Source organism: Thalassobaculum sp., from assembly GCF_040219215.1.
GTDB lineage: Bacteria > Pseudomonadota > Alphaproteobacteria > Thalassobaculales > Thalassobaculaceae > Thalassobaculum_A.
On the sequence record NZ_JAVJSX010000005.1, the window covers coordinates 1 to 25,324 of the forward strand.

The 25,324-nt window shown below is 68.2% G+C and carries 18 protein-coding genes, 1 tRNA gene and 2 pseudogenes; 12 read left to right on the forward strand and 9 right to left on the reverse strand.

Annotation, left to right across the window (positions count from 1 at the left end; genetic code table 11):
• The 3 genes and pseudogenes from RIC54_RS02490 to RIC54_RS02500 form a co-directional block, all read right to left on the reverse strand.
• Positions 1-5,815: pseudogene (locus RIC54_RS02490) on the reverse strand (hypothetical protein); the annotation flags it as partial.
• Positions 5,816-5,884: 69 nt separating this feature from the next.
• A pseudogene (locus tag RIC54_RS02495) lies at positions 5,885-6,085 on the reverse strand (calcium-binding protein); the annotation flags it as partial.
• Entirely contained in the window at positions 5,998-10,710 is a 4,713-nt protein-coding gene (locus tag RIC54_RS02500; protein WP_350150504.1) for a beta strand repeat-containing protein, read from the reverse strand. The gene RIC54_RS02500 and the pseudogene RIC54_RS02495, both read right to left, overlap by 88 nt.
• 179 nt (positions 10,711-10,889) lie before the next feature.
• On the opposite strand from RIC54_RS02500, the gene RIC54_RS02505 reads away from it, so the two are divergent.
• Both RIC54_RS02505 and rfaE1 read left to right on the forward strand, forming a co-directional pair.
• Positions 10,890-11,477, forward strand: coding sequence for an SIS domain-containing protein (locus RIC54_RS02505; RefSeq protein WP_350098184.1), 588 nt, complete (start codon positions 10,890-10,892; stop codon positions 11,475-11,477).
• A complete protein-coding gene (gene rfaE1 / locus RIC54_RS02510; protein ID WP_350150506.1) occupies positions 11,474-12,949 on the forward strand; it encodes a D-glycero-beta-D-manno-heptose-7-phosphate kinase in 1,476 nt (491 codons plus the stop codon). The genes RIC54_RS02505 and rfaE1 overlap by 4 nt, the downstream gene beginning before the upstream one ends.
• Positions 12,950-13,314: 365 nt before the next feature.
• Here the strand turns inward: rfaE1 and RIC54_RS02515 are convergent, their stop codons facing one another.
• Both RIC54_RS02515 and RIC54_RS02520 read right to left on the reverse strand, forming a co-directional pair.
• Positions 13,315-13,773: an MmcB family DNA repair protein gene (locus tag RIC54_RS02515; RefSeq protein WP_350098182.1), complete on the reverse strand. Its 459-nt coding sequence runs from the start codon at positions 13,771-13,773 to the stop codon at positions 13,315-13,317.
• Positions 13,774-13,776: 3 nt separating this feature from the next.
• Positions 13,777-15,216: a pentapeptide repeat-containing protein gene (locus tag RIC54_RS02520; RefSeq protein ID WP_350098181.1), complete on the reverse strand. Its 1,440-nt coding sequence runs from the start codon at positions 15,214-15,216 to the stop codon at positions 13,777-13,779.
• Positions 15,217-15,324: 108 nt separating this feature from the next.
• Between RIC54_RS02520 and RIC54_RS02525 the strand changes: the two genes are divergently transcribed.
• Positions 15,325-16,104, forward strand: coding sequence for a methyltransferase domain-containing protein (locus tag RIC54_RS02525; protein WP_350098180.1), 780 nt, complete (start codon positions 15,325-15,327; stop codon positions 16,102-16,104).
• Between the two features lie 7 nt (positions 16,105-16,111).
• Here the strand turns inward: RIC54_RS02525 and RIC54_RS02530 are convergent, their stop codons facing one another.
• Positions 16,112-17,068 (reverse strand): hypothetical protein, encoded by a 957-nt coding sequence (locus RIC54_RS02530; RefSeq protein WP_350098179.1) that lies wholly within the window; start codon positions 17,066-17,068, stop codon positions 16,112-16,114.
• A gap of 211 nt (positions 17,069-17,279) precedes the next feature.
• Here RIC54_RS02530 and RIC54_RS02535 point away from each other — a divergent pair, with 211 nt between their 5' ends.
• Positions 17,280-18,038, forward strand: a complete 759-nt coding sequence (locus tag RIC54_RS02535) for a protein phosphatase CheZ (RefSeq protein WP_350098178.1) — start codon at positions 17,280-17,282, stop codon at positions 18,036-18,038.
• A gap of 22 nt (positions 18,039-18,060) precedes the next feature.
• On the opposite strand, the gene RIC54_RS02540 is transcribed toward RIC54_RS02535, so the two are convergent.
• Positions 18,061-19,524, reverse strand: a complete 1,464-nt coding sequence (locus RIC54_RS02540) for a fused MFS/spermidine synthase (protein WP_350098177.1) — start codon at positions 19,522-19,524, stop codon at positions 18,061-18,063.
• Between the two features lie 105 nt (positions 19,525-19,629).
• Here RIC54_RS02540 and RIC54_RS02545 point away from each other — a divergent pair, with 105 nt between their 5' ends.
• From RIC54_RS02545 to RIC54_RS02560, 4 genes are all read left to right on the forward strand, one after another.
• Positions 19,630-19,803, forward strand: coding sequence for a hypothetical protein (locus RIC54_RS02545; protein WP_350098176.1), 174 nt, complete (start codon positions 19,630-19,632; stop codon positions 19,801-19,803).
• 322 nt (positions 19,804-20,125) lie between these two features.
• Entirely contained in the window at positions 20,126-20,959 is an 834-nt protein-coding gene (locus RIC54_RS02550) for a hypothetical protein (RefSeq protein ID WP_350098175.1), read from the forward strand.
• Positions 20,956-21,228, forward strand: a complete 273-nt coding sequence (locus RIC54_RS02555) for a PqqD family protein (protein ID WP_350098174.1) — start codon at positions 20,956-20,958, stop codon at positions 21,226-21,228. The genes RIC54_RS02550 and RIC54_RS02555 overlap by 4 nt, the downstream gene beginning before the upstream one ends.
• Entirely contained in the window at positions 21,221-22,249 is a 1,029-nt protein-coding gene (locus tag RIC54_RS02560; protein ID WP_350098173.1) for a nucleotidyltransferase family protein, read from the forward strand. Before RIC54_RS02555 ends, RIC54_RS02560 begins: the two co-directional genes overlap by 8 nt.
• A 23-nt stretch (positions 22,250-22,272) precedes the next feature.
• Here RIC54_RS02560 and RIC54_RS02565 read toward each other — a convergent pair.
• Positions 22,273-22,346 (reverse strand) — tRNA-Gly (locus tag RIC54_RS02565).
• Between the two features lie 125 nt (positions 22,347-22,471).
• Between RIC54_RS02565 and RIC54_RS02570 the strand changes: the two genes are divergently transcribed.
• The 4 genes from RIC54_RS02570 to RIC54_RS02585 all read left to right on the forward strand — a co-directional run bounded on the left by RIC54_RS02570 (position 22,472) and on the right by RIC54_RS02585 (position 24,278).
• Entirely contained in the window at positions 22,472-22,711 is a 240-nt protein-coding gene (locus RIC54_RS02570; protein ID WP_350098172.1) for a hypothetical protein, read from the forward strand.
• 97 nt (positions 22,712-22,808) lie between these two features.
• Complete coding sequence (locus RIC54_RS02575) at positions 22,809-23,210, forward strand: c-type cytochrome (protein WP_350098171.1); 402 nt, start codon at positions 22,809-22,811, stop codon at positions 23,208-23,210.
• A gap of 37 nt (positions 23,211-23,247) precedes the next feature.
• Positions 23,248-23,667 (forward strand): ketosteroid isomerase-related protein, encoded by a 420-nt coding sequence (locus tag RIC54_RS02580; RefSeq protein WP_350098170.1) that lies wholly within the window; start codon positions 23,248-23,250, stop codon positions 23,665-23,667.
• Positions 23,664-24,278, forward strand: a complete 615-nt coding sequence (locus tag RIC54_RS02585; protein WP_350098169.1) for a GNAT family N-acetyltransferase — start codon at positions 23,664-23,666, stop codon at positions 24,276-24,278. Before RIC54_RS02580 ends, RIC54_RS02585 begins: the two co-directional genes overlap by 4 nt.
• On the opposite strand, the gene RIC54_RS02590 is transcribed toward RIC54_RS02585, so the two are convergent.
• Positions 24,275-25,159, reverse strand: coding sequence for an HpcH/HpaI aldolase/citrate lyase family protein (locus RIC54_RS02590; protein ID WP_350098168.1), 885 nt, complete (start codon positions 25,157-25,159; stop codon positions 24,275-24,277). The genes RIC54_RS02585 and RIC54_RS02590 overlap by 4 nt on opposite strands.
• Positions 25,160-25,324 lie beyond the last annotated feature (165 nt).

Below are 25,324 nucleotides of genomic sequence, written 5' to 3' on the forward strand. Positions count from 1 at the left end.
AGTTGGTGTTCAGCGGGCCGGTGGTCTCGAAATCGCCGTTGATCAGCAGGTTGGAACCGGCGGCCGGCGGGGTGATGCCGTTGACCACCAGGGTCTCGACGCCTTCGAAGGTCATGCCGTCCAGGTCATCGAGCGAGTCGACGTAGACCGTATCGTTGCCGGTTCCGCCGACCATGGTGTCGCCCGCGCCGCCATACAGCGCGTCGTTGCCGTCGCCGCCCGACAGGACGTCGTTGCCGGCACCACCAACCAGGGTGTCATCGCCGGTACCACCGTCGAGCGTGTCGTCGCCGTCGCCGCCCGACAGTTCGTCGTTGCCGCCCAGGCCCGAGATTGTGTCGTTGCCGAGACCGCCGGTGATGGTGTCGTCGCCTTCGGTGCCCGACTGCGACGTGCCGGCGAACGGATTGACGAAGCCGGCAGCCTCCAGGGCAGGAACGTCCGCCGGGTCGCCGCTGGCCACGGCCGTGACATCGGCCGGCGCGCCGCTCAGGCTGTAGGTCACCACCATGGTGCCGTCGCCCGCTTCGCTCCAGAAGTAGCTCTCGCCCGGCGGCACCGAGATCGGGCCATCCTGCGGATCGTCGATTCCCTGCAGGTCGGCGGTCGCCTCGACGGCTTCGCCGGTCGGGTTCACCAGCTTCCAGATCTGCTCAAGGTCGCCGTCGCCGTCGAGGTCGGCGGTGCCCATGGCGGTCAGGACCAGCGGCTGGACCACCGGCGCCGACGACAGGGTGATGTCGGCCGAGCGGCCCTCGCCGGCGGTAATGGTCGCCGAGGTGTAGGTGCCGTCGACCTGGAAGGTCGAGTCGGCGGTGCCGTCGCCGTTGTTGTCGATCGCGACCGTGGTCACGCCGTCCGCGGTGGTGAGGGTCACCTGGGCGCGGTTGATGTTCAGCGAAGTGACGTGGATCGCCTCGCCATCCTCGTAATCGGTGATGCGGTCGCCGTTGAGGTGGGCGAGCGAGCCTTCGAACCGGTCCACTCCGGCGCCACCCGCCAGGGTATCGGCACCGGCACCACCGGACAGCACGTCGTTGCCGGCACCGCCGGACAGCACGTCGGCACCGGTACGGCCAACCAGGGTGTCGTCACCGCTGCCGCCATACAGCGCGTCATCGTCGCCCGCGCCACGGAGCGAGTCGTCGCCGTCGCCGCCATCGAGCGTGTCGTTGCCGCCGCCACCGATCAGCGTGTCATCGCCGGCACCGCCGGAAAGAACATCGGCATCGCGGCCGCCCTTCAGCAGGTCGTTACCGGCGCCGCCGCTCAGCTCGTCGCTGCCGGCAACACCGATCAGCGTGTCGTTGCCGTCGCCACCCACCAGGGTGTCGGCACCGTTTCCGCCGCGGATCGAGTCGTCGCCGTCGCCGCCGGACAGCAGGTCGTCGCCGCCGTTGCCGAGCAGTGTGTCATCGCCGGTGCCGCCGTACAGCGTGTCGGAATCCCGGCCGCCCTTCAGCAGGTCATTGCCGGCACCACCGGACAGCACGTCGGTGCCGTGGTTGCCGACCAGGGTGTCGTCGCCGGCACCGCCGGACAGGGTGTCGGCATCCGCGCCACCGGCCAGAGAGTCGTTGCCCTCGGCGCCGTACAGGACGTCGTTGCCACCGCCGCCGATGAGGGTGTCGTCGCCCACTCCGCCGGACAGGATGTCGGCATCGCGGCCGCCCCGCAGCAGGTCGTCGCCGGCCCCGCCGTACACGGTGTCGTTGCCGCCACCGCCGATCAGGGTGTCGTTTCCGTCCGCGCCGACGATCAGGTCGTCGCCGGTGCCGCCGCGGATCGAGTCGTTGCCGTCGCCGCCCGACAGGATGTCGCCGCCGTCGCCGCCGATCAGGGTGTCGTCGCCGGCCCCACCATACAGCGTGTCGCTGTCGCGTCCGCCCTGCAGCAGGTCATTGCCCAGGCCACCTGACAGAAGATCGGCGCCGCCGTTGCCGCGCAGGGTGTCGTCGCCAATACCGCCGGACAGCGTGTCGGCATCCGCACCGCCGGCCAGCGAGTCGTTGCCCTCGGCGCCCAGCAGGATGTCGTTGCCGCCGCCGCCGACCAGCGTGTCGTCGCCCGCTCCGCCGGACAGTGTGTCGCCACCACGGCCACCCTTCAGCAGATCGTCGCCGGCGCCACCGTACAGGGTGTTGTCGCCGGCAATGCCTATCAGTGTGTCGTTGCCTTCGGCGCCGACCAGCAGGTCGTCGCCGGTGCCGCCGCGGATCGAGTCGTTGCCGTCGCCACCCGACAGGATGTCGCCGCCACCGCCGCCGATCAGGGTGTCGTCGCCGGTCCCGCCATACAGCGTGTCGCTGTCGCGTCCGCCCTGCAGCAGATCGTTGCCTTCACCGCCGGACAGAAGATCGGCACCGCCGTTGCCGCGCAGGGTGTCGTCGCCGACACCGCCGGACAGCGTATCGGCATCGGCACCACCGGCCAGCGAATCGTTGCCCTCGGCGCCCAGCAGGATGTCGTTGCCGCCACCGCCGCGCAGCGTGTCGTCGCCCGCACCCCCCGACAGGGTATCGGCGTCACGATGCCCGACCAGGACGTCGTTGCCCGCTCCGCCGTACAGCAGATCGACGCCACCGCCACCCTTCAGGGTGTCATCGCCATCACCGCCGGACAGGGTGTCCGCGTCGCCGCCGCCATTCAGGACGTCGTTGCCGAGGCCGCCGCTCAGAACGTCCGCGCCGCTGGCACCGACCAGCGTGTCGTCGCCGGTCCCGCCGTAGATGGTATCGGCGTCGCCGCCGCCGCGGATCGAGTCGTTGCCTTCGCCGCCGGACAGCAGATCGGTACCGCCGCCGCCGATCAGGGTGTCGTCGCCGCTGCCGCCGAGCAACTGGTCGTCTTCGCGTCCGCCCTGCAGGCGGTCGTCGCCGGCACCGCCGGACAGCGTATCGGCATCGCCGCCGCCGATCAGGGTGTCGTTGCCGTCGCCGCCCACCATCAGGTCGGCGCCCGCATCGCCGCGGATCGAGTCGTCGCCTTCGCCGCCGGACAGCGTGTCGGCGCCGATGCCGCCGCGCAGGGTGTCGTTGCCCATGCCGCCGGACAGGACGTCGGCGCCGCTGGCGCCATAGAGCGAGTCGTCACCCTCGCCGCCGATCAGCGAGTCGTCGCCATCCTGGCCGAGAAGGGTGTCGTTGCCGGCCATGCCGGACACCACGTCGTTGCCGTCCTTGGCCGAGACCAGGTCGTCGCCGGCGAGGGCGGAGATCGTGTCGTCACCGCCGGTACCGACCAGCGTGTCGTCGTATTCGGTCGCCCCGAACGGCTGGGCGAACGGATTGACGAAGCCGTCCGCTTCCAGCGCCGCCAGGTCGGCGGCGTTCGGGTTGGCGGTGGTGGACACGGCCCGCGCACCGTCGGGGCCGGTCCAGCTGACTTCCAGCGTGCCGGAGTCGGCCTCGGTCCAGACATAGGTCCCGCCCGGGGTGGCAACCACGTTACCTTCCTGGCTGTCGGTCACGCCGAGCAGGTCCAGGGTGGCGGTGATGTCGCCATCGGTCGGGTTGACGATCCGCCAGATCTGCTCCAGGTCGCCGTCGCCATCGAGGTCGGCGGTGCCCATCGCCTCCAGCTGCAACGGCGGCACGGTGTCGAGGGTCAGCAGGACCGATCCGTCGCCGCCATCGCTCAACATGCCGGCCGTGAAGGTGCCGGCGACCGTGAAGGTCGCTTCGGCGGAGCCGTCGCCGTTGGCGTCGATCGAGACCGTCGAGACGCCGTCGGCCGTTACGACGGTGACTGCGGCGACCTCGGAATCCAGGCCACCGATCCGGATGGTCTCGCCCTGCTGGTAGTCGGCGATCGAGTCGCCGTCCAGGTCGGCGACCGATGCCGCACGGAACTCATCGGCTCCGTCGCCGCCCAGCAGCGTGTCGGCTCCGGCACCACCCACGAGGGTGTCGTCGCCGATGCCGCCGGACAGCAGGTCGTTGCCGGTTCCGCCGGACAGGGAGTCGCTGCCGGCGCCGCCGGACAGCACGTCGTTGTCGCTGAAGCCCTCAAGCCGGTCATCGCCTGCGCCGCCCTTCAGGGTGTCGTCGCCGGAATTGCCGGCCAGCCAGTCGTTGCCGGTGCCGCCGTCGAGCAGATCGTTACCGATATTGCCCCACAGCGCGTCGTTGCCTTCGCCACCGATCAGCGTGGCATCGCCGTAGCTGTAGACGTGGCTGGCGAGGTCGATGACGTCATCGCCCGCGCCGCCGTCGATCACCTCGATGCCGCGCAACCGCTCGCCGCCGAAGTGCAGGGCGATGTTGTCGTTCTCAGAGGTGCCGCTCAGGGTGTCGACGCCGGTTTGGCCGTCGTCATGGTAGTTGTCGTGTTGCGAGTGACCCGGGTCGGACGACGCGAGCGTCTCCGCCGACTGCCAGTTGCTGCCCTCGTAGTTGTGATTCTCCGGATCGCCGACCTGGTAGTGGACGATCGGGCTGTTCGAGTCGGCGTTCCAGCGGTACAGGTCGCCACCCTCGCCGCCGTTCAGCGTGTCGCGGCCCGCGCCCCCTTCGAGGGTGTCGGAACCGGCGCCGCCCTGGAGGTTGTCGTTGCCGGCCCCGCCGACCAGGGAATCCGCCCCGTCGCCGCCCACCAGCACGTCGTTACCAGCGCCGCCGTCGAGCGTATCGTTGCCGACCCCACCCGACAGGGTGTCGTTGCCGGCCATGCCGGACATCACGTCGTCACCGGCCAGGCCCGACACCAGGTCATCACCGGCCAGGGCCGAGATCGTGTCGGCGTTCTCGGTGCCGGTCAGGGTATCGGCGAACTCGGTCGGGTTCGCGGCCTCGGTCAGCGCGATCTGGGTGACGCCATCGACCGTGGTGAAGTCGATGCCGCGGAATGTGCCGTCGATCGTGAAGGTCGCGTCCGGGTTGCCGTCACCGTCGCTGTCGATGCTGACCGTGGTGACGCCCTCGGTCACAGAGACGGAAACGTTGGCGTTCTCACCCAACGGCGTGCCGATCTGGATGACGTCGCCCTCGGCGTAGTCGGCCAGGGTATCGCCGTTCAGCTCGTCCAGGGTCGCTGCGGAGAACGTATCGTTGCCGGCCCCGCCATACAGCGTGTCGGCGCCCGAACCGCCCGCCAGGACATCCGAACCGTCGCCGCCCTGCAGAACGTCGGTGCCCTCGCCGCCAACCAGCGTGTCGTTGCCGTCGCCACCGTTCAGCGCGTCGTTGCCGGCACCGCCCGAGAGGACGTCCGCGCCGGCGCCGCCGACCAGCGTGTCGTCGCCGTCGCCGCCATCGAGCGCGTCGTTCCCGGTACCGCCCGACAGCGCGTCCGAACCGTCGCCGCCGACCAGGACATCGTCGTCGTCGCCGCCATCAAGCGTGTCGTTGCCGCCGCCACCCGACAGGGTGTCGTTGCCGGCCATGCCGGACACCAGATCGTCGCCGGTGAGCGCCGACACCAGATCGTCGCCGGCCAGGGCCGAGATCGTATCGCCGTTCTCGGTACCGGTCAGGGTGTCGGCGAACTCGGTTGCGGTCCCGCCCGCCTCGGTCAGCGCGATCTGGGTGACGCCATCGACCGTGGTGAAGTCGATGCCGCGGAACGTGCCGTCGATCGTGAAGGTCGCGTCCGGGTTGCCGTCGCCGTCGCTGTCGATGCTGACGGTGGTCACGCCATTGGTTACCGAGACGCTGACGTCCGCATTCTCGCCGAGCGGCGTGCCGATCTGGATGACATCGCCCTCGGCATAGTCCGCCAGGGTATCGCCGTCGAGTTCGGCCAGGGTCGCCGCCGCGAACGTGTCGTTGCCGGCCCCGCCGTACAGCGTGTCGGCGCCCGAACCGCCGGCCAGCACGTCGCCACCGTCGCCGCCCTGCAGAACGTCGTTGCCGTCACCGCCGAGCAGCGTGTCGTCGCCGTCGCCGCCTGCCAGGACATCCGCACCGGCACCGCCGTCCAGGAGATCGTTGCCGCTTCCACCGGACAGCGTGTCGTTGCCGGCGCCGCCAGACAGGACGTCCGAACCCGCGCCGCCATTCAGCGCGTCATCGCCGTCGCCACCGTCGAGTGTGTCGTCGCCGTCGCCGCCGGACAGGGCGTCCGCACCGGCCCCACCGCCCAGCAGGTCGTTGCCGGCACCACCGGACAGCGTGTCATTACCGTCGCACCGCCCAGGACATCGTTGCCGTCGCCGCCGGCGAGCGCGTCGTTCCCGGCACCGCCGGACAGCACGTCCTCGCCGGCACCGCCGACCAGCACGTCATCGTCGTCGCCGCCATCGAGCGTATCGTTGCCGCCGCCACCCGACAGGGTGTCATTTCCGGCCATGCCGGACACCAGATCGTCGCCCGTCAGCCCCGACACCAGGTCGTCGCCGGCCAGGGCCGAGATCGTGTCGCCGTTTTCCGTGCCGGTCAGGGTGTCGGCGAACTCGGTCGCGGTTCCACCAGCCTCGGTCAACGCGATCTGGGTCACGCCGTCGACGGTCGTGACGCCTGCGCCGCGGAACGTACCGCTGACCGTAAATGTCGCGTCCGGGTTGCCGTCGCCGTCGCTGTCGACGCTGACCGTGGTCACGCCATCGCTCACCGAGACGGTGACGCCGGCGTTCTCGCCGAGCGGAGTGTCGATCTGGATGACATCGCCCTCGGCGTAGTCGGCCAGGGTATCGCCGTCGAGTTCGGCCAGGGTCGCGGCCGCGAACGTGTCGTTGCCGGCGCCGCCATATAGCGTGTCGGTGCCTGCGCCGCCGGCCAGCACATCGCTGCCGTCGCCGCCCTGCAGAACGTCGGCGCCATCGCCACCGGTCAGCGTGTCGTCGCCGTCGCCACCGTTCAGCGCGTCGTTGCCAGCGCCGCCAGCCAGAACGTCCGTACCAGCGCCGCCAACCAGCGCATCGTCGCCGTCGCCGCCCACCAGCACGTCGTTGTCAGCGCCGCCGTCGAGCGTGTCGTTGCCGGCACCACCGGACAGCGTGTCATTGCCGGCCATGCCGGACACCAGATCGTCGCCTTCGAGCGCCGACACCAGGTCGTCGCCGGCCAGGGCGGATATCGTGTCGTCACCGGTCGTGCCGGTCAGGGTGTCGGCGAACTCGGTCGGGCCGTTCAGGGACGCATCGCCGAGGATGAGTTCGGCGACGCCGTCGACGTTGGTGAGGGCGGCCCCCGGGAAGCTGCCGACGACCTGGAACGACACGTCCGACGTGCCGTCGCCATCGACGTCCAGCGCAACCGTGGTCACGCCATCGGCCTCGCTCAGCGTCACGCTCGCAACCGACGCGTCGACCCCCTCGATCCGGATCTTCTCGCCAGCCTCGTAGTCGCTGTAGACGTCGCCGTCGAGCTGGTGGAACTGGGTCACCTGGTACACGTCGGTGCCGGCACCACCGGCGATCGTGTCGGCGCCGCCGCCGGCGAAGATCACGTCATCGCCGTCGCCACCGCTGACCGCGTCGTCGCCTTCGCCACCGCTCAGCGTGTCGTTTGCGCCACCGCCGCTCAGCGTGTCGTTGCCCGCGCCGCCGTACAGGATATCGGCATCGGCCCCGCCATCCAGCAGGTCGTTGCCGTCACCGCCGGTCAGCGTGTCGCTGCCCGCCTCGCCGCGCAGCGTGTCGTCGCCGACATAACCACCCAGCAGGTCGTTCCCGGCGCCGCCGAGAACCGAATCATCACCGTCGACACCGCCCAGGATGTCGTCGCCCGCTCCGCCCGACAGCGTGTCGTTGCCACCGGCGCCGTCCAGCGTGTCGTCGCCGGCACCGCCGATCAACTCGTCATTGCCCGCAGCACCCAGCGCCAGGTCGTTGCCGTCGCCGCCGTTGGCGACGTCGTCGCCATCGTCGGCCAGCAGCGTGTCGTCGCCCGCACCACCGGACAGGGTGTCGTTGCCGCCCCCGCCGATCAGCAGGTCGTTGCCGTCGCCACCGGAGATCTGGTCGTCGTCCAGGCTGCCGAACAGCGTGTCGTCGCCGGTTCCGCCGCTCAGCGTGTCGTTGCCGTAGCTGCCGGACAGCGCGTCGTTGCCCTCGCTGCCGACCAGCACGTCGTTGCCAAGGCCGCCGAACACAACGTCGTCGCCCGCAAGGGCATCAATCGTGTCGTCGCCAGACGTACCCGTCAAAGTGTCGTTGAACGGGGTTGGTCCGCTGCCATCGCCGTCTTCGGAGAACGCAATATCGGTGTAGGTGACGCCGCCGGCTGTCGTAACCGTCGGAATGACGCTGTGGTAGGCGCCATCGATCGAGAACGAAACATCGGGGACGCCATCGCCGTTCAGATCGATGCCGACCGACGTGGTCAGCCCATCCTCGGCAACCGTCAGGGTTATCGCAGAGGCGCTGATGTTGGCGCCGTCCAGTCGAATGCCGTCGCCCGCGCCGAAATCAGCGAACACATCGCCGACGAAGTCCGGTGCGGTACCGTTCTCTACCCGGATGACGAACAGGTCGTTGCCTTCGCCACCGTAGAGCGTGTCCGCCCCCGCGCCGCCGTCCAGCACGTCGTCGCCGGCCCCGCCATACAGCGCATCGTTCCCGGAATCGCCCTGCAGCGTGTCGTCGCCGCCATTGCCGACCAGCGAGTCGGCGCCGGTGCCGCCGAGAATATAGTCGCGGTACCCGCTGCCCAGAATCGTATCAGCGCCGGCGCCGGCATCGATCCGCAGGCCGGCCGCGGACCAGCCGATCAAGTCGTCGCCACCGGTCACCGAGTTGGCGATCGACGACAAGGAGTCGGCGTCGACGGTCACGTCCCCGAACTTGATGTTCTCGATCTTGCGGAGCGTGTCGGTCCACTCGTCCATGCGGACGCGATCGGCGATCGCCTCCCACGGCAGGGCCTCGCCGTTCGGCAGCACCACCTCAAGGTCGCCGCCGTCGAACCAGAACGTGGCGTCGTCCAGCGATAACCCGCCGTCGAACTGCAAGGTGTCGTTGGCACCGCCGTTCAACAGGACCGGACTGAAGATGTGGCCGAGCGGGCTTTGCGTGGTCTGCCAGAATTCGTCGCGGATGAAGTCCGATCCATCGCCCCGCGAGAAGCGATAGAGATCGTTGCCGCCACCGCCGTACAGCGTGTCGTCGCCGGCGCCACCGACCAAGGTGTCTTCGGCCGCCGATTCATTGAGTCCGGTATTCTTCTGGCCGCCACTGCCGAGCAGGATATCGTTGCCCGCGCCACCGGACAGCAGGTCCGCTCCGGCCCCGCCGTCGATGGTGTCGTCGCCGGTGCCACCGTATACGGTGTCCGCGCCGTGGCCGGCGTTGATCCGGTCGCTACCGTTGCCGCCGGATACGAGGTCCGCGCCTTCCCCACTGTTGATCGTGTCGTTGCCGTCGCCGCCCGACAGCGTGTCGGCGAACCCGCCGGTGGTGATGACGTCGTTGCCGTCGGCGGCCTTCATGCCGACGGCGGTCTCCCCAAAGCTAAACGTGTCGTCGCCGGCCGTGCCATCGATGCGTGCCATCATCTGCGGCACGTTCAGGGACGACCCGTCGGAGAACTCGATGGACTCCAGGCGCCGGTCGACGCTGCGCCAGTTCTGAACGGTGATCCGGTCCGACAGGTTCTGGAGTTCGGTGTCGCCCTCGCGAAGACCGATGATCAGGTCGTCGCCGACCAAGTCGATCCACAGGTCGGCGGCGGTGATCCCCGGTCCGAGCACCAGCTTGTCGACGCCGCCGTTTACCAGGGCAATCGGCTCGATGGTCCCGAGCGGAGTCTGATAAGTGTAGTTGTATTCGTCGAGGACGGTGTCCTGGCCGTCGCCGCGATGGAATACGTAGGTGTCGTTGCCGCCACCGCCGCGCAGCAGGTCATTGCCGGTACCGCCGGACAACGTGTCGTTGCCGGCTTCCTCGTTGATCGTCCCGGCCAGGCCGCCCGAGCCGCGCAGATCGTCGTCACCGGCGCCGCCGAGCAGCAGGTCGTCGCCGTTTCCGCCGTCAATGGTGTCGGCTCCGGTGCCGCCGCTCAGGGTATCCCTGCCGGCGCCGCCCGACAGCACGTCGCGGCCGTCACCGCCGACCACCATGTCGTCGCCACCGCCCGCGCGAATCAGATCGTCCCCGATCCCGCCGGACAACGTATCCGCGAAACCGCCGGACGTTACGGTATCGTTACCAGCGCCGGCCGAGATGCCGAGGCTCGAATAGGTCCAGGAGACGGTGTCCGCTCCGGCGGACCCCTCGAGGTTGGACAGGACCTCGTTGAAGGTGAAGCTGGTGCCGTCGTCGAAAGCGATCGACTCGAAGCGCCGGAACGGGTTGCTCAACGACTCCCAGCGGATCTGATCGGACAGATCGTAGAGGTCGGAGGTTCCGTCGCGCAGCCCGATGACCAGGGAGTCGCCGTCGAGCATGAACCAAGTGTCGTCGGCGGTTATTCCGGTTCCGAACTGCAGGGTGTCGACGCCGCCGTCGACCTCGACCGGACTAAATACCTTACCGAGCGGGCTTCTGTAGTGCTGTATGTAGTAGTCGCGGATGGTGTCGTGGCCGTCACCGGCGTTGAACACGTACACGTCGTCACCGCCGCCGCCGCGCAACGTGTCGTTGCCGGTACCGCCGATCAGGGTGTCGTTGCCGATGGGCTGGTTGTACGATCCGGCGTTGCCGGCGCTGCCGTCGACGAGGTCGTTTCCGGCTCCGCCATACAATACGTCTGCGCCGTTACCGCCGTCGATTGTGTCATCGCCAGCGCCGCCCGAGAGTGTCTCATCGGCGTTTGTGCCGCTTATGGTGGCCATTTTGGTCCCCACTCTTCCCAGACATAAGTATATTCCACGAGTACCTCCCTGGGAAGATAGAAAAGTATTTTCCTTAAATTTTTATGAATCTCGCGATGCGGGTGCCTTGCGTGGCTCTTGGCAGGGTCCGGCGCAGGGGGTACACGGTCGGGTACGGCCCCACCGCTCCGGATCCGCCGATGGATATCGACCGCTTTTTCGACGCCGAGTTTGCCGAACACGCCGCCGTGACGGCTGCTACCCGAGCGGCGCTGTCGCAGCCGTTTGCCCAACTGGTTGCCATGGTGACACAGGCCGTGCAGGCAGGCGGCAAGATTCTATTGTTCGGGAACGGCGGCAGCGCTGCCGACGCTCACAACATCGCGACCGAGTTCGCCGTCCGCTACAAACGCGACCGTGCCGCGATCGCAGCGCTCGGCCTGACCACCGACGGTGGCGTATTGACGGCGATCGGCAACGACCTTGGGTTCGAGCGTCTGTTCTCGCGCCAGATCGAGGCGCTGGGCAGGGCGGGCGACGTGGCTATTGGCCTGTCGACCTCCGGCCGGTCGCCGAACGTCATCGAGGGACTGCGAACCGCGCGGGCCGCCGGGCTGCAGACCGTCGCGTTCGGCGGCGGTGATGGCGGCAGGCTGGGCGAGGTGTCCGACCTGATGCTGATCGTCCCGTCCAAGACCGCAGCACGCATCCAGGAGATGCATATCCTGCTCGGGCAGATGCTGTGCGGGGCGGTCGAAGTTGAACTTGGCCTTGTGGATCCGTCGTGATTCCCGACTCGCAATTGGCGGAACTGGTTGGGCGGCTTGCCGACGTTCGGGTGCTTGCCGTCGGCGACGTGATGCTTGATCGCTTCGTCTATGGCGCGGTCGAGCGCATCTCGCCGGAGGCCCCGGTGCCGGTGCTGCGGATCGAGCGCGAGCAGGCCATGCTCGGCGGCGTTGGGAACGTGGTCCGCAACCTGCGGGCCCAGGCGGCATCGGTATGCCTGGTGGCGTTGCTCGGACGCGACGAGGCGGCGCGCGAGATCAAGGGGTTGCTGCGCGCCGACGACGATATCGAAAGCCATCTCCACGAGGAGGACGACCGGCCGACGACCATCAAGACCCGCTACATCGCGGGCGGGCAGCAGATGCTGCGCGCCGACCGGGAGCGTGCCCATGCGGTGGCGACCGTTCTGGAAGAGGAGATCATCGCGCGGGCCGAGGCCGACCTGGGGCAGGCGCAGGCGCTGGTGCTGTCGGACTACGGCAAGGGCGTGCTGACCGAGCGGGTGGTCCGGCGGATGATCGCGGCGGCGCGGCCGAGCGCGATTCCGGTGATCGTCGATCCCAAGGGCAACGACTACGGACGCTACGGTGGCGCCACCCTGGTGACGCCGAACCGGCGCGAGTTGACCGAGGCGACCGGCCTGCCGACCGGGTCCGATTCCGAAGTGGTGGCGGCGGCAGCGGCGCTGATCGAGCGTACCGGCATCGAGGCGGTGCTGGTGACACGCAGCCAGGACGGCATGACCCTGCTGCGGTCGGAGGCCCTGGCCAGCCCGCTGCACCTGCCGGCGACGGCGCGCGAGGTCTACGACGTATCCGGTGCCGGCGACACGGTGGTGGCGACGGTAGCGGCGGCGCTGGCGGCTGGCATCGATCTGGAGAGTGCGTGCCGGCTGGCCAATGCGGCTGCCGGCATCGTGGTCGGCAAGATCGGCACGGCCACGGCGAGCTCCGCCGAACTGGCGGCGGTGTTCCGGGCCCGGGAACTGGAGACCGGCGAAGCCAAGACGGTAACGCTGGAGGACGCCCTTACCCACGTCTCGGCGTGGCGCGGCAAGGGGCTGACCGTCGGATTCACCAACGGATGCTTCGACCTGTTGCACCCTGGCCACATCTCGCTGCTGCGTCAGTCCAAGGCGCAGTGCGACCGGCTCATTGTCGGGATCAACAGCGACGCGTCGGTACGCCGCCTGAAAGGCGAAGGCCGGCCGATCCAGAACGACGCCTCACGCGCGCTGGTGCTCGGCTCGCTGGCTTCGGTCGATCTGGTGGTGATCTTCGGCGAGGACACGCCGATTGACGTCATCGAGGCGCTACGGCCGGACCTGCTGGTCAAGGGCGCAGATTACGCCAACAAAGAGGTGGTGGGTGCCGACGTGGTCCGCGCTCACGGCGGCCGGGTCATGCTTGCCGTTCTGGAAGACGGCCACAGCACGACGGCCACCATTGCCCGGGCGACCACGGGTCGATAGGAACGTTCCGGCACCCCGGCCGACGCTCAGCATGGAGCGCCGCCGGGTGGTGCCGGTTGTCAGAGAACGGCGTACTTCATCGCGCCGTTCACCGCGACGATGGCGATCATCGCAAAACCCACGCTGTAGGCAATTGCGGTCTTGGTCAGGTTGGTCAGGCTCATGTCTGCCTCTGCGTTCTGCGGTAGCGGGTGATCCGCTCACCTTCGCAATGCAACATAGGCAGTGATGCGCGCTGCTTCTATCGACCCTGATGGCAGCATATTAATTCCAAAATCAGTTTAATATGGCATGTATACAATTATTGATCTCGAATAAGTCAATTATGAATCGGCAGTCAGATTGATTCATTCGCACATGCAGCATTACAAGCGTGGATCCGTAAACGCGCGCAGCCGCAACGCCGCCACCCGGGCGATCCGGATGGTCATGGCCCGCCGGCGCGCGGCGGCCAGCAGCTGGACCGGTGCCGGCCGCAGGATCGTCGCTTCCCAGGCATCGGCAACGATCACGCCGCAGGTGGCGGCGTCCGGTAGCAGGTCGAGTGGGAACGTCGGCGCGACCGCGAAGTAGAGGGAGTCGCAGAACTCCAGGTACTCCGACCACTTGGCGTCGGAGCGGAAGTCAGGCACCCCCGACTTGACCTCGACCATCGTGATGCGGCCATCCGCGGCCAGGGCCGCGACATCGGCGCGCCGGCCGTTGGCCAGCGTCAGCTCGGTTACCACGGCGCAGCCGAGATCCTCGAACAGCCGGGCTGCGCCGCGGGTCACGGCACGGGTGATCTCGGGGACGGAGTCGCCGCCGTCGGCCGCGCCGCTCATCGATCAGGAGTGGTGTCCGGTGACGCCACGCAGGTCGGCGTCGTTCAGGTTGGCGCCCCGCATGTCCGCGTCGGTCAGGTCGGCGTCCTGAAGGTTGGCGCCGGTCAGGTTCGTGTCCCGCAGATCGGCCCCGCTCAGATCGGCGTGCTGCAGCGAGGCATGGGACATGTCGACGCCCCGCAGCTTCGTCCGGGCAAGCCGGGCGTGCTCCAGATGGGCTCCCCAGCGCTGGACGTTCGAGCCGATGATGTTGATCGGCGAGAGCTGGGCGCCGACCAGGTTGGCGCCGGTCAGGTTGGCCCGGCGCAGGGTGATGCCGCGCATGTCGGCGTAGGTGAGGTCGGCGTCGCGCAGGTCGCTGAACGACATATTGGCCATCAGCAGGTCCATGCGCGACAGGTCGCAGCCGACCAGGACGACGAACTCCATGTTCGAAGCCGACAGGTTGACGCTGGACAGGGATTGGCCGCTGGCGTCGCGCCGTGTCAGGTCCGCCCGCTTGCCCTCGCGTCCGGACGACCGGATCCAGATGTCGTGGGCGATCAGCATGGTTCGCATTTCCTTGCCGAGCGCGTCGAGTACCTTGGGCAGGCGCGCGCCGGCGAAATGCGGGGCCTCGCGGTCGAAGTTGGAGAACGCGGCGCCCGCCAGATCGGCGTCGGTCAGCGTGGTTCCCGAGAAGATGGCGTTGTACAGCACCGCGCCGTTGAGGATCGCGCCGGTCAGGTTGGCCTCGGTCAGGTCGGCGCCTTCGAGGTTCGAGCCGGTGAGGTTGGCGTGGCTCAGATCCGCGCGGAACAGCCGGACATTGCGCAGCACCGAGTCGGTGAGGTCGGTCTGCACCACGAAGGCGTTCGACATCTTGGCGTTCGACATGTCGGCGCGGATCGCGGTCGCCGTTGCGATGTCGGCGGATGCGGTATCGAAGCCGGATGCCACCAGATTGCCGCGCGCATCGGGCTTGAGCAGCACGCCGTCGCGCAGGTCGGCCTCCATGAGCTTGGCGTCGGACAGGTTGGAGCCGCGCAGGCAGGCGCCGCGCAGATCGGCGCGGCTCAGATCGGCAAACCGGAAATCGGTATGCCGCAGGTCGCAGGCGAACAGATTGGCCGATACCAGTATGGCCGAGCGCAGGTCGGCGTGGGCCAGCCGCGCCCCGGAGAAATCGGCGCCGGACAGCTCGGTCGACTTGAAATCGAGGTAGCCGAGATCGCAACCGGCGAAGCTGGCTCGCCCGCCACCGGTGCGGCCCTTGGCGAACAACGCATGGCGCTGCACCGCCTCATCGACGTCGCGCTGCGACAGCTTGCGCAGGCGCATGGCGGTCGGACGGTCATCGCGCGGAAACTCATGCCCGGACGCGTGGTCCGCAATGGCCCGCGGAATGCTGCTCTTGGAGACGCTCGTTCCAGGCTTGCTGGCATCATCGCGCCGGTCGTTCATCGCCCGTCCGATCGATCCGCACCCTTCCGGACTTCAACCTGTCAAACGCCGGCGGGTTCCCGCATCCTACCCTGGACGATGATGCCCCGAACACTGCCGAGTGCGCCAATGGCCTGGGACCCCGCTCAATACCTGAAGTTTGCCGATCACCGCCTGCGCCCGGCGCTCGATCTCCTGGCGCGAATCGACGCCGCGACACCCCGGCGGGTCGTCGACCTGGGGTGCGGCACCGGCAATGTAACCGCAATCCTGGCGCAGCGCTGGCCCGCGGCGACGGTGGGCGGAGTCGATGCGTCGGAGACCATGCTGGCACGGGCGCGGGAAGAGCACCCGGCCTTGTCGTTCGTGGCGGCCGACGTGGCCACCTGGGCTGCCGATCCGGCGGTAGACGTCCTGTATTCGAACGCGGCGCTGCATTGGCTGGGCGATCACGACAGCCTGTTCCCGCATCTGTTCAGGCAGGTGGCGCCGGGCGGCTGGCTGGCGGTCCAGATGCCACGCAATTTCGGTGCGCCCTCGCACACGGCGGTCGCGGACGCTGCCCGGGACGGTCCCTGGGCCGACCGGATCGTGCCGATGCTGGCGCCGCCGCCGGTCGACGCGCCGGGGGTTTATGCCGCGCGTCTGGCCCCGCTGGCGAGTTCCCTCGACATCTGGGAGACCGAGTATCTGCAGATCCTGGACGGCGAGAACCCGGTCGCGGAGTGGACCAAGGGTACCTGGCTGAGGCCGTTTCTGGATGCGCTGGAGGAGCCGGATCGATCGGGCTTCGAAGCCGCCTACCGGGCTCGGGTGGCGGCCGCCTATCCGCCGGGGCCCGACGGACGGACCGCATTCCCGTTCCGGCGGCTGTTTCTGGTCGCGCGCCGCGCTCAACCGGGCGCTTGAACGACGCTTACAGCCAGTCGTGGGTTTGCGGGAAGTGAAACGCGACAAAGCGGTACGTCGCGCGGACGGCCTCTCGGATGTCGTCGTGCCGACGCTCCAGGTTGATGTCCCAGGCCGGAATGATGGTGTCCCAGATGATCAGGCGCTGATGAAGTTCGTCGCGCATCTCGCGCACGAACTTGACCATTGAATCGTATCCTTTGAGCACCGCGATGATCTCGCTGGTCTGGGCGTCGACCTGCTCGAACAGGCCGGTGAAACCGCTGACCGCCGGCCGGAACAGGATCTGGGCTCGCCTGACTTCCTCGTGGAACTGTTTCTCGTCGCGGTACAGTTTCGCGACCCGGCCCAGCTTGTCGCCGATGCCGCCAGCGAGATTGTAGCGGTCCCGCAGTGCTTCGATGTAGCAGAGCTCGCGCGCGAACCGGTCGATCATGTCCAGGACTTCGTCGCGCCGGTTGGCGCCGAGCCCGAGCGTGCCGGCGATCCGGGTAATGCCCTCGCGGACCTTGTCCTGGATAGAACTGTCGACCGACATCCGGCGCAGTTCGCGCAAATCCAGGACCACCGATTCAGAACCTCCCAGCCAGGTCGCTACCTGCATCATCAGGCGGTTCTTGGCGATCTCGCGGTGGTGGTCCTCGACCCGCCAGCTGGCGGTGCCGTCCAGCAACTCGGACGGAATCGAGTCCCCTGGGCGGATATCCCGGACGAAGCGCAAGCCCTGTGCTACCTGGACGAGCAGCTTGCCGTCCTGGGCGTCCGGCTTGATCCCGAACTCGGTCGAGACATCATCGATCGGAATGACGGCGTCCAGTTCGCCCAGCTTGACCCGCAGGACCGGCGCGCGGTCGCGGCCGGACACCTCGAACCGAGCATCGGGCAGCTTGAAGATGCGGTGCTGAAAAATGAAATGCGTGCTCGGGTCGAGCCGGGAACGTTCGTCCTGTGCGGTAGAGTTCATAACGTCCTCGATCGAGTACCCGTAACGCAAGCATAGACGATGACGGAAAGCGATTAACAACTTGCTAACACTGCAATCGCCCGCCCGGACCGGCGGATCCTGTGTGGGTTGTCGAGCCGGATGCGCCGTGCCATTGACGCTTAACGCAAATTTAACAGCTCTGGATCAGGATCACGCCACCCAGGGAATGTTGAAGGGTGGGGAGACCCAGATGGTACACGCGCCCGCCAAGGTGTTTTCAGTCGAACGTCGCGGTCAGCAGATCGGCGCGGCTGCGGCTGTTTCGAGCGTACCGCTGCCGACCAGCGAAATCATGGATGAGTTGCGGGCGCTGCGGGCCGAGATGGCCGAGTTGCGCGAGACCGTCACCGATCGGCTGAACGGGTCGGGCATCGACGTGCTGGCCGAGAGGGATCAGCTCAGTGACGACGATGCGATGAAGCGCGACGTGCGGATCGAGATCGCGCAGATGGTCCGCAGCATCGGTCGGGCCAAGGCGGAGATCGCCGCGATCAAGCATCCGGAAGCCGGAACCGACCAGATGGAGGTCGCCTCGCATCAGCTTGAGGCGATCACCGCGACGACCGAGAAGTCGACCAACGAGATCATGACGGCGGTTGACGACATCGAGTCCGCTTTGAAGAAGATCACGGCCTTGACGGTGGAAGATGGCGAGGTGTCGCCGCACATCGACTATGCCTCCGAACGCCTGATCGCCATTATCGAGGCGTGTTCCTTCCAGGACATCACCGGCCAGCGGGTCACCCAGGTCGTCCGCACCCTGCGCTTCATCGAAAGCCGTATCCTGGCGATGATCGATATCTGGGGCCTCGAGGCGTTCCGTGACCTGCCGCTGCCGGATGAAGAGCGCAGCGAGGAAGAGGTGCACGAAGAAGCCGAACTGCTGAACGGACCGGCTCTTGGCGGGAAGGGGCTCAGCCAGGACGACATCGACGCCCTGTTCGACTGACGCGACCGCCGCTTGCGGCCGTTCAGCGTAGGGTCAATCGGTCCACCGGCGCATAGTCGTCGCTCAGCAGTGGTGCCGACCCGCTTCCAGGCACAGCGTCCATCACGGCCCAGGTACGGCTGCCTGGCTCCAACTCGTTGATCGGTGACCGGTCGATTGGGTCGCGCGAGGCCAGCACCACAAATGTCGAGCGGCCGCCCCGGCGGGTCTCCGCCTGGGATGATACCCAGACCGCAACGTTCGGGAACACCTGCTCCAAGGTGCGGACGAGGGCTGCAAGGAAGCGCGGACTCTGCGCCCAGTCGTGCGCGTTGATGGCGTAGGCTCCGCTCTCGGTCAGGTGGGCGCGGACCTGCCGGTGGAACTCCACGCTGACCAGATGGGCCGGCATCGTGTGACCGGAATAGGCATCGGAGAAAACCAGATCATACCGGTCAGCCGTTCGACGCAGGACCGAGCGGGCGTCGTCGTCGTGGATGCGAATGCGGTCGTGATCCCGACGGAAGCCGATCGTCTCGGCGAACTCGGTAACGGCGGGGTCGATCTCGGCGACCGTGGACACCATCCGCGGCCAGCGTTCGACCCACCGCATCGGCAGCGAATAGCCGCCGCCGCCGATGAAGAACGCGGTCCAGTCGGTGCCCGGCGGGTGACGGCGCTCGGCCCAGGCGTCGAGAAAGGCGTGCGGGTTGATGGCGAGGCGCTGCGAGCCGTCGAGCGGCTCCACGCTCTGTATCCAGCCGTCCATGAAAAGGCCACGGCTCGGGAAGCCGGCCCAGTCGGTGGTATTCACCTCGCCCAGGCAGAAGTAGCGGCTCTCGACGGTGCAGTAACGCGGGGCAGCCAGGGCCAGTCCGGCTCCCGCCAGGATGACCATCTGGGCGGCAATCCCGATGACCGGGGCGGCTAGGCCGCGCAGGTACAGGCCGGCGACAAGGATTTCCGCCCCGGCCACCAATCCTAGCGAGCCGATCGAGCCGACCCATTGCAGCAGAACAAAGCCGGCGATCCCGGTGCCGACGATGGCGCCGGCGGCACCCAGGGCGAACATCCGGCCGATCACTACCCCCGGATGGCCGGGCGCCTCGGCGACGGCGATGGCGGTCAGGATCGGTGTGACGGCGCCGGCCAGCAGGCTGGGCAACAGAAAGCAGGTTCCGGCGATCGCAACCGTTGCCGCCATCCAGCCGATGCCGAGTGCCTCGGCCGCCGCGTGCACCGGGCCGACCAGCAGGATCGGTGCGGGAGTCGTGGCGGCGGTCGCGATGAGGAGGGCGAACACCCGGCGTCGTGCCCGGCCCGGCTCGCAGTCGGCCAAGCGCCCGCCGATCCAGTGACCGATGCTGAGACCGGCCAGCACGGTGGCGATCACCGCCGTCCAACTGAACACGGTCATGCCGACCAGCGGTGCCAGCATGCGCGCGGCGACGATCTCCACGACCATGGACCCGGCCGAGACGATCACCATGGCAATGGCGTGGCGCATTCGCGGCTCCCGACGATGACCGGTTGAAACTAACGGTATTCGCGTTAAATTAAAGTATTGAATTATCACACGGAATTGGCGGTGAGAATGGATGATCGACAACGGATGATTATGGAGACGGAGAAGCCGGAGGCGCCTTCTTCGGCCGAGCGCCGAAGGGCGTTGATTCGGCTGGGACTTGCAGCGGGTGCGGCCTACATCGCCCCTACCATTCTGTCCATCGACCGCAGCGCCTGGGCGATGGGGCCGTCCTGCGCCAAGAATCCCAAGGGCTGCTAATCGAAGCCTCGCGCCGCCCCGCATCGGACCGCTGTTCGGGTGACGGAAATGGGTTCATAGTAGCGTGCTGGACCGGCATTCGGTGACGGCGCTGGATTGTTTTTCGGATGGGCGGCATGGACCTTGAGGCACGACCACAGGCGGCGGTGATTCCCGAGGCGGTTGAAGCGGCTTCGTCAACAACCCGCCGTCGGGCATTGATTCGTCTCGGTCTGGCAGCAGGCGCTGCCTACGTGGCCCCGACGATCCTGTCGATCGATCGCCATGCCTGGGCTATGGGACCCTCCTGCGCCAAGAATCCCGCGAATTGCTGAGCGGCTCTTTGACGGCGTCTCAACGGGCCGTCGACGCCATTCCGCTCCGTAGTCCGGCACCCGTCGGTGTCGCTGAGGCGCTCGCGCTGGCGGCGCCGGGTTGGGCCGTCTGCCCCAGTTACGATGGACTGTCCGTAGAGCCGGCGTGCGGCCGGTTGCGGGTTCGCGGACTTGGTGTCGACCAACTTGCGGACGATGCCTGGGAGGCCGCGCACTGGGTATTGGCCGGAGCCATCGCGGCGCGCGTCGAGGCAATGCCCGGCGCACTGGTCCTGAACGCCGGCGCCGCCCTGCTTGCCGACCGGGCGGTGGTGTTCGCCGGCGCGAGCCATGCCGGGAAGAGCTCGATGGCGCTGCATCTTGCGGCGTCCGGCATTCCCCTGCTCGGCGATGACCGGCTGATCCTGGGTATCGCGGCCGACCCGCCGTCCGCCACCGCGCTCGGTCTGGCACGCAAGGTTCGCACGCCGCTGCCCGATGACTTCAGCGAGAGTGCCCGCCGGCTGGCGGCCGGTACCCGAGCCGGACACGGTGGCGGCGCAGATGTCCTGACTTGGGATCCGTCGATCGACCGCGACGCCGGCACCACGGCGGCGGTCGTCCGTATCGTGTTGTTGCGCCGTGACCCGGCGGTGCAGGTGTCGCGCCTTGTCGGCCTTGGCGCCGCCGAGGCGGTGGCGCAACTGCTGCCGCTGTGCGGCCGCCACGCCGGTTCGGCGGCGGCATTGCTTGAGGCGGTGGCACGGTTGGTTCGGTCCGTCCCGGTCCAGCGCCTGGAGGCGCCGAACGCGGCGGCTGCCGCCGAGTGTCTGATCGCCGGGTCCGGCGCGGGCGCTGCATGACCCGGTGGCGGCGCCACCCGGAGGCACGGGCGACCGAGCTTGACGGCGAGGCGTTCCTGGTCCGGCAGGACCGTGACGCGATCCTGCATCTGAACCCGACTGCCACCGCGCTGTGGCGCGCGCTTGCCGAACCCGCCAGCCGCGACGACCTGATCGACATCTTCGCCTTGGCGTACCCGGACGAGCCGGCCGAGCGCCTGACCGCCGATCTTGATCGGGCGCTGGCGGCACTGGCGGCCGACGACATGGTGGCGACCGACGATGGATAGTCCGAACCGGGGGGACGGTCCCTTCGTCGCCTACTGGCGGCGGGCGCTCGGTCTGCCGGGGGAACTGGACCGGATTGCGGCCGAAGCCGCGGTGCAGAGGCTGGCCGTCTGGTTGGGCTGGAGCCTGGCGCGGTTGCCGGTCGAGGAAGCCGTTCCCGAAGACACGTCTGAGGCCGCAGAGGCGGCCTTCCGCCGCCTGTCACTGGCGCGCCAGGCCGCGACAATCAACAACCTGAAGGCGCGTGGGCTGCGAATCCTGCCGATCAAGGGGTATGGGTCCGCCAGGCTCTACGACCCGCCCTGGAAGCGAATCCTCGGCGACCTGGACCTGCTTGTGCGGCCGGCAGAGGTCCAAGCGCTGGTCCAGGAACTGGGCGCAATGGGTTTCCAGGCCGTGCCGTCGACCCAGGGGGCGCTTGGTGTCACCTCGGATGTCAGCTTCCACCCGATGGTTTCGTCCGACGGCTTGGTGTCCGTCGATATCCACACCGCGCTCGACGCGTTTCCGCTGTCGTCCGCGCTCGGCACCGACGCGGTGTTCGACGCGGCCGATACCGCGTGCTCCGGGCTTGCATCGCATCATGCCGCCATTGCCGCGCTGTCGAATTTGGCCAAGGAACGATTCGGCCCTTACTCGGTACGGCACTTGCTGGATCTTGGCCGGTTGGCATTGCAGGAAACGGTTGATTGGCCGCTGGTCGACCGGATTGTCGACGCGGCCGGTCTCGGTCCGGCGCGCGCCACCGCCCTCGGAGCGCTCCTCCGGATAGGGGTGCCGGCGGAACGTCTTCCGGCCGGGATCGACCCGGCATTCAGGCCGGCGATCCGGTTGTCGCGCGCGCTCGGCCACCTTCATCTGGTCGAGCCAAGCCGGTGGACCAAAGCCTGCCGCGAACTGGCGTGGTGCTACGCACCCGGCACCATTGTCCGGCTCTGGTGGTTCCGGATTGCAGGATTGCTGCGGCCGCGGTCAGGCATGCCGCCTGGAGCCGACACCGTGGGACCGGAACGGCAGACATGATGCGTACTGGCGGAGAAGGGGAGTGGAGCGGGCGACCGGGATCGAACCGGCATAAACAGCTTGGAAGGCTGTTGTTCTACCATTGAACTACGCCCGCAACGGCCGCGCACTCTACTCAAGACGATCCAGGATTGCCAGTGCCGAGCGCACCACCAATCGCGTCAATCCGTCGCTCGTGCTATCACCCCCCTGGCGGACCCCGACAACGTCGAGGAAGCGACCGTGAGCGATCAACCGGCCGTCCCGGCCGAACCTCAACCCATCCATCCGGACGTCGACTGGCAGGCCTCGCTGCTGGCCGCCAAGGTGCTGCGTCGGGTGATGACGCTCGCCCAGGCGTGCGAAGAGCTGGCGGCGTGGCAGGCCGATGCAGGCGGCAAGAACGCGGAGTGGCGCCCGGTCGAGCCGCGCGCCCTGATCGTTACCCACATGATGAACAGCCTGCTGTCGCGCGGCTATTGAGACGGCTGGTCGCATGTCCATCGGACGCATCGGCAGTCATGATCGCCGCTCCCGTTTACCGGACGACCGACACGCCTCGCTTCGGAAGGATGACCTGATGACGACAGCCCGATGGAACGCACCGGTTCTGGCCTGCTTCGCCCTGGCGGCGCTGGTGATGTCCGGAACCGCGCACGCCGATGGCGACTCGGCCGCCGGCAAGAAGGTGTTCCGCAAATGCGTTGCCTGCCACACCGTTCAGGTCGACAAGCACCGTATCGGGCCGAGCCTGGCGGGAATCGCCGGCCGCACCGCCGGAACCACCGAGGGATTCAAGTTCTCCGACGCGATGAAGGCGTTCGGAGCCGATGGCAAGGTCTGGGACGACGCGACCCTCGACGCCTATCTGGCCGATCCCAAGGGGGTGGTCAAAGGCACCAAGATGGCGTTCGCCGGGCTGAAGGATGCCCAGGACCGCGCGGACGTCATCGCCTATCTGAAAGCAGCCAACGGCGAGTAGGCTGATCGCCAGCCGTACGCATGCACCGGAGGATGCCATGGACCCACGCTCGGCCACCGAGGCATTGATTGGGCGCTACTACGACGCGTTCAACCGTGGCGATGTCGAGGGCATGGCGGCCTGCCTTGCCGACGACGTGGCGCATGACGTGAATCAGGGCGCCCGCCGCACCGGCGTCGCTGCGTTCCGGGATTTCTGCGCCCACATGGCGCGCTGCTACCGCGAGCGCCTGGACGGTTTGGTGATCCTGGCGACCGAGGATGGCAGCCGGGCGGCTGCCGAGTTCATGGTCAACGGCGCGTATCTCGCCACCGACGCCGGCCTGCCGCCCGCCAACGGCCAGACCTATCGGTTGCCGGCGGGCGCGTTCTTCGACATCCGCGACGGCCGGATCGCCCGGGTCACCACCTACTACAACCTGCCGGACTGGATCGCGCAGGTCGGCGGGGGCGCATGACGCTCCGGCTCGAGGTGCTGACGCAGGGGCCGGCGCTCGAGCGGCTGCTGGAACCGCTGGCCGACCTGCGCATCGCCGTGTTCCGGGACTGGCCGTACCTGTACGACGGCAGTCGGGAGTATGAGGCCTGGTACCTTGCCAAGTTTGCGGCGGCGGACGGCGCGGTGCTGGTCGCCGCGTTCGACGGCGATGCGCTGGTGGGCGGATCCACCGGGCTGCCGATGTCGGCCGAGCATTCGGCGTTCAGTGCGCCGTTCGAGGAACGCGGCTACGCCACCGAACGGCTGTTCTACGGAGCGGAAACCATCCTGTTGCCGGCGTATCGCGGGCGCGGCCTGTACCGCCGGTTCTTCCAGCGGCGCGAGGCGCACGCCCGATCACTCGGGCGGTTTGAACACCTGACGTTCTGCGGCGTGGTGCGGCCTGACGATCATCCCCTCAGGCCGGCTGACGCGGTGCCGCTCGATCCGGTCTGGCAGCGCTTCGGATACACCCGGATGGCCGGGGTGACGACGACATTCGCCTGGAAGGACATCGATCAGGACCACAAGACCGACAAGCCGATGCAGTTCTGGATCAAGCCGCTGGCGTCGGAGCTGGGCGACGGCTAGGCCGCGCCGCCGTGCAGCGCGCTGATCTGGTCGGCAAGCGCCAGGATCCGCTCGGCCTCGGCGACGTGCAGGGCTTCCACCAGCTTGCCGTCGACCAGCAGGACGCCCTTGCCCTGGGCCGCCACCTCGGCGTGGGCGGCGGTGATCTTGCGGGCCCAGGCGAGGTGCTCGGCGGTGGGCGAGAACGCCTCGTTGGCGGCGGCAATGGTCTTGGGGTGGATCAAGGTCTTGCCGTCGAATCCGAGCTCCACGCCCTGTCGGCAGGACGCGGCGAAGCCCTCGTCGTCGCCCAGGTCGAGGTAGACCCCGTCGAGGATCGCCAGATCGTGGGCGCGTGCCGCCAGCAGGCACAGGCCGAGCGCCGTCATGAACGGCAGCCGGTCGGGGGTGTGCAGGCAGTGCAGGTCCTTGGCAAGGTCGGAAGTGCCCATCACCATGCCGGCCAGGCGCGGGGTGGCCGCTGCGATCTCGGTGGCGGCCAGCACGCCGCGCGGCGTCTCCATCATGCACCAGAGGGTCAGGCTCTCGGGCGCGCCATGGGCAGCCAGCACCGCCTCGGCCCGGCGCACAGTGTCGGCGCTCTCGACCTTGGGCAGCAGCACGGCGTCAAACGGCTGGCCGGCGGCGAACGCTAGATCGGCGTAGCCCCAGGCGGTGTCCGGTCCGTTGACCCGCAGCACCAGTTCGCGGCCGCCGTAGTCGCCGGTCAGCAGCGCGCCGGCGATGATCTCGCGCGCGGTTTCCTTGGCATCCGGCGCAACCGCGTCTTCCAGGTCCACGATGATGACGTCGCACGGCAGGTCGCGGGCCTTCTCCAGCGCGCGCGGGTTGGAGCCGGGCATGTACAGGGCGGATCGGCGCGGGCGGATCGGGGCGGACATCGGCGTTCCCTGGTCGGGTTTCGGCGGCGCAGCCTACTCGCGGGCAGCGGCCTCCGGAAGAGGGCGAGCGTGAGGAAATGCGCCTTTCGGTTGCTCCGGGCAAGCCTCAATCACCGGCCGTGGATCGGCTGCGGAACCGAGTGGCGTCGACGCCATGCCGGGCTA

Bases quoted from the DNA above. Each gene is read 5' to 3' on its own strand.
- RIC54_RS02505 (WP_350098184.1), top strand. From the start codon at position 10,890: ATGGATATCGACCGCTTTTTCGACGCCGAGTTTGCCGAACACGCCGCC.
- RIC54_RS02555 (WP_350098174.1), top strand. From the start codon at position 20,956: ATGACCCGGTGGCGGCGCCACCCGGAGGCACGGGCGACCGAGCTTGAC.
- RIC54_RS02535 (WP_350098178.1), top strand. From the start codon at position 17,280: ATGGTACACGCGCCCGCCAAGGTGTTTTCAGTCGAACGTCGCGGTCAG.
- RIC54_RS02530 (WP_350098179.1), bottom strand. From the start codon at position 17,068: ATGAACTCTACCGCACAGGACGAACGTTCCCGGCTCGACCCGAGCACG.
- RIC54_RS02575 (WP_350098171.1), top strand. From the start codon at position 22,809: ATGACGACAGCCCGATGGAACGCACCGGTTCTGGCCTGCTTCGCCCTG.
- RIC54_RS02525 (WP_350098180.1), top strand. From the start codon at position 15,325: ATGGCCTGGGACCCCGCTCAATACCTGAAGTTTGCCGATCACCGCCTG.
- RIC54_RS02580 (WP_350098170.1), top strand. From the start codon at position 23,248: ATGGACCCACGCTCGGCCACCGAGGCATTGATTGGGCGCTACTACGAC.
- RIC54_RS02585 (WP_350098169.1), top strand. From the start codon at position 23,664: ATGACGCTCCGGCTCGAGGTGCTGACGCAGGGGCCGGCGCTCGAGCGG.
- RIC54_RS02500 (WP_350150504.1), bottom strand. From the start codon at position 10,710: ATGGCCACCATAAGCGGCACAAACGCCGATGAGACACTCTCGGGCGGC.
- RIC54_RS02560 (WP_350098173.1), top strand. From the start codon at position 21,221: ATGGATAGTCCGAACCGGGGGGACGGTCCCTTCGTCGCCTACTGGCGG.
- RIC54_RS02520 (WP_350098181.1), bottom strand. From the start codon at position 15,216: ATGAACGACCGGCGCGATGATGCCAGCAAGCCTGGAACGAGCGTCTCC.
- RIC54_RS02545 (WP_350098176.1), top strand. From the start codon at position 19,630: ATGATTATGGAGACGGAGAAGCCGGAGGCGCCTTCTTCGGCCGAGCGC.
- RIC54_RS02590 (WP_350098168.1), bottom strand. From the start codon at position 25,159: ATGTCCGCCCCGATCCGCCCGCGCCGATCCGCCCTGTACATGCCCGGC.
- RIC54_RS02515 (WP_350098182.1), bottom strand. From the start codon at position 13,773: ATGAGCGGCGCGGCCGACGGCGGCGACTCCGTCCCCGAGATCACCCGT.
- RIC54_RS02540 (WP_350098177.1), bottom strand. From the start codon at position 19,524: ATGCGCCACGCCATTGCCATGGTGATCGTCTCGGCCGGGTCCATGGTC.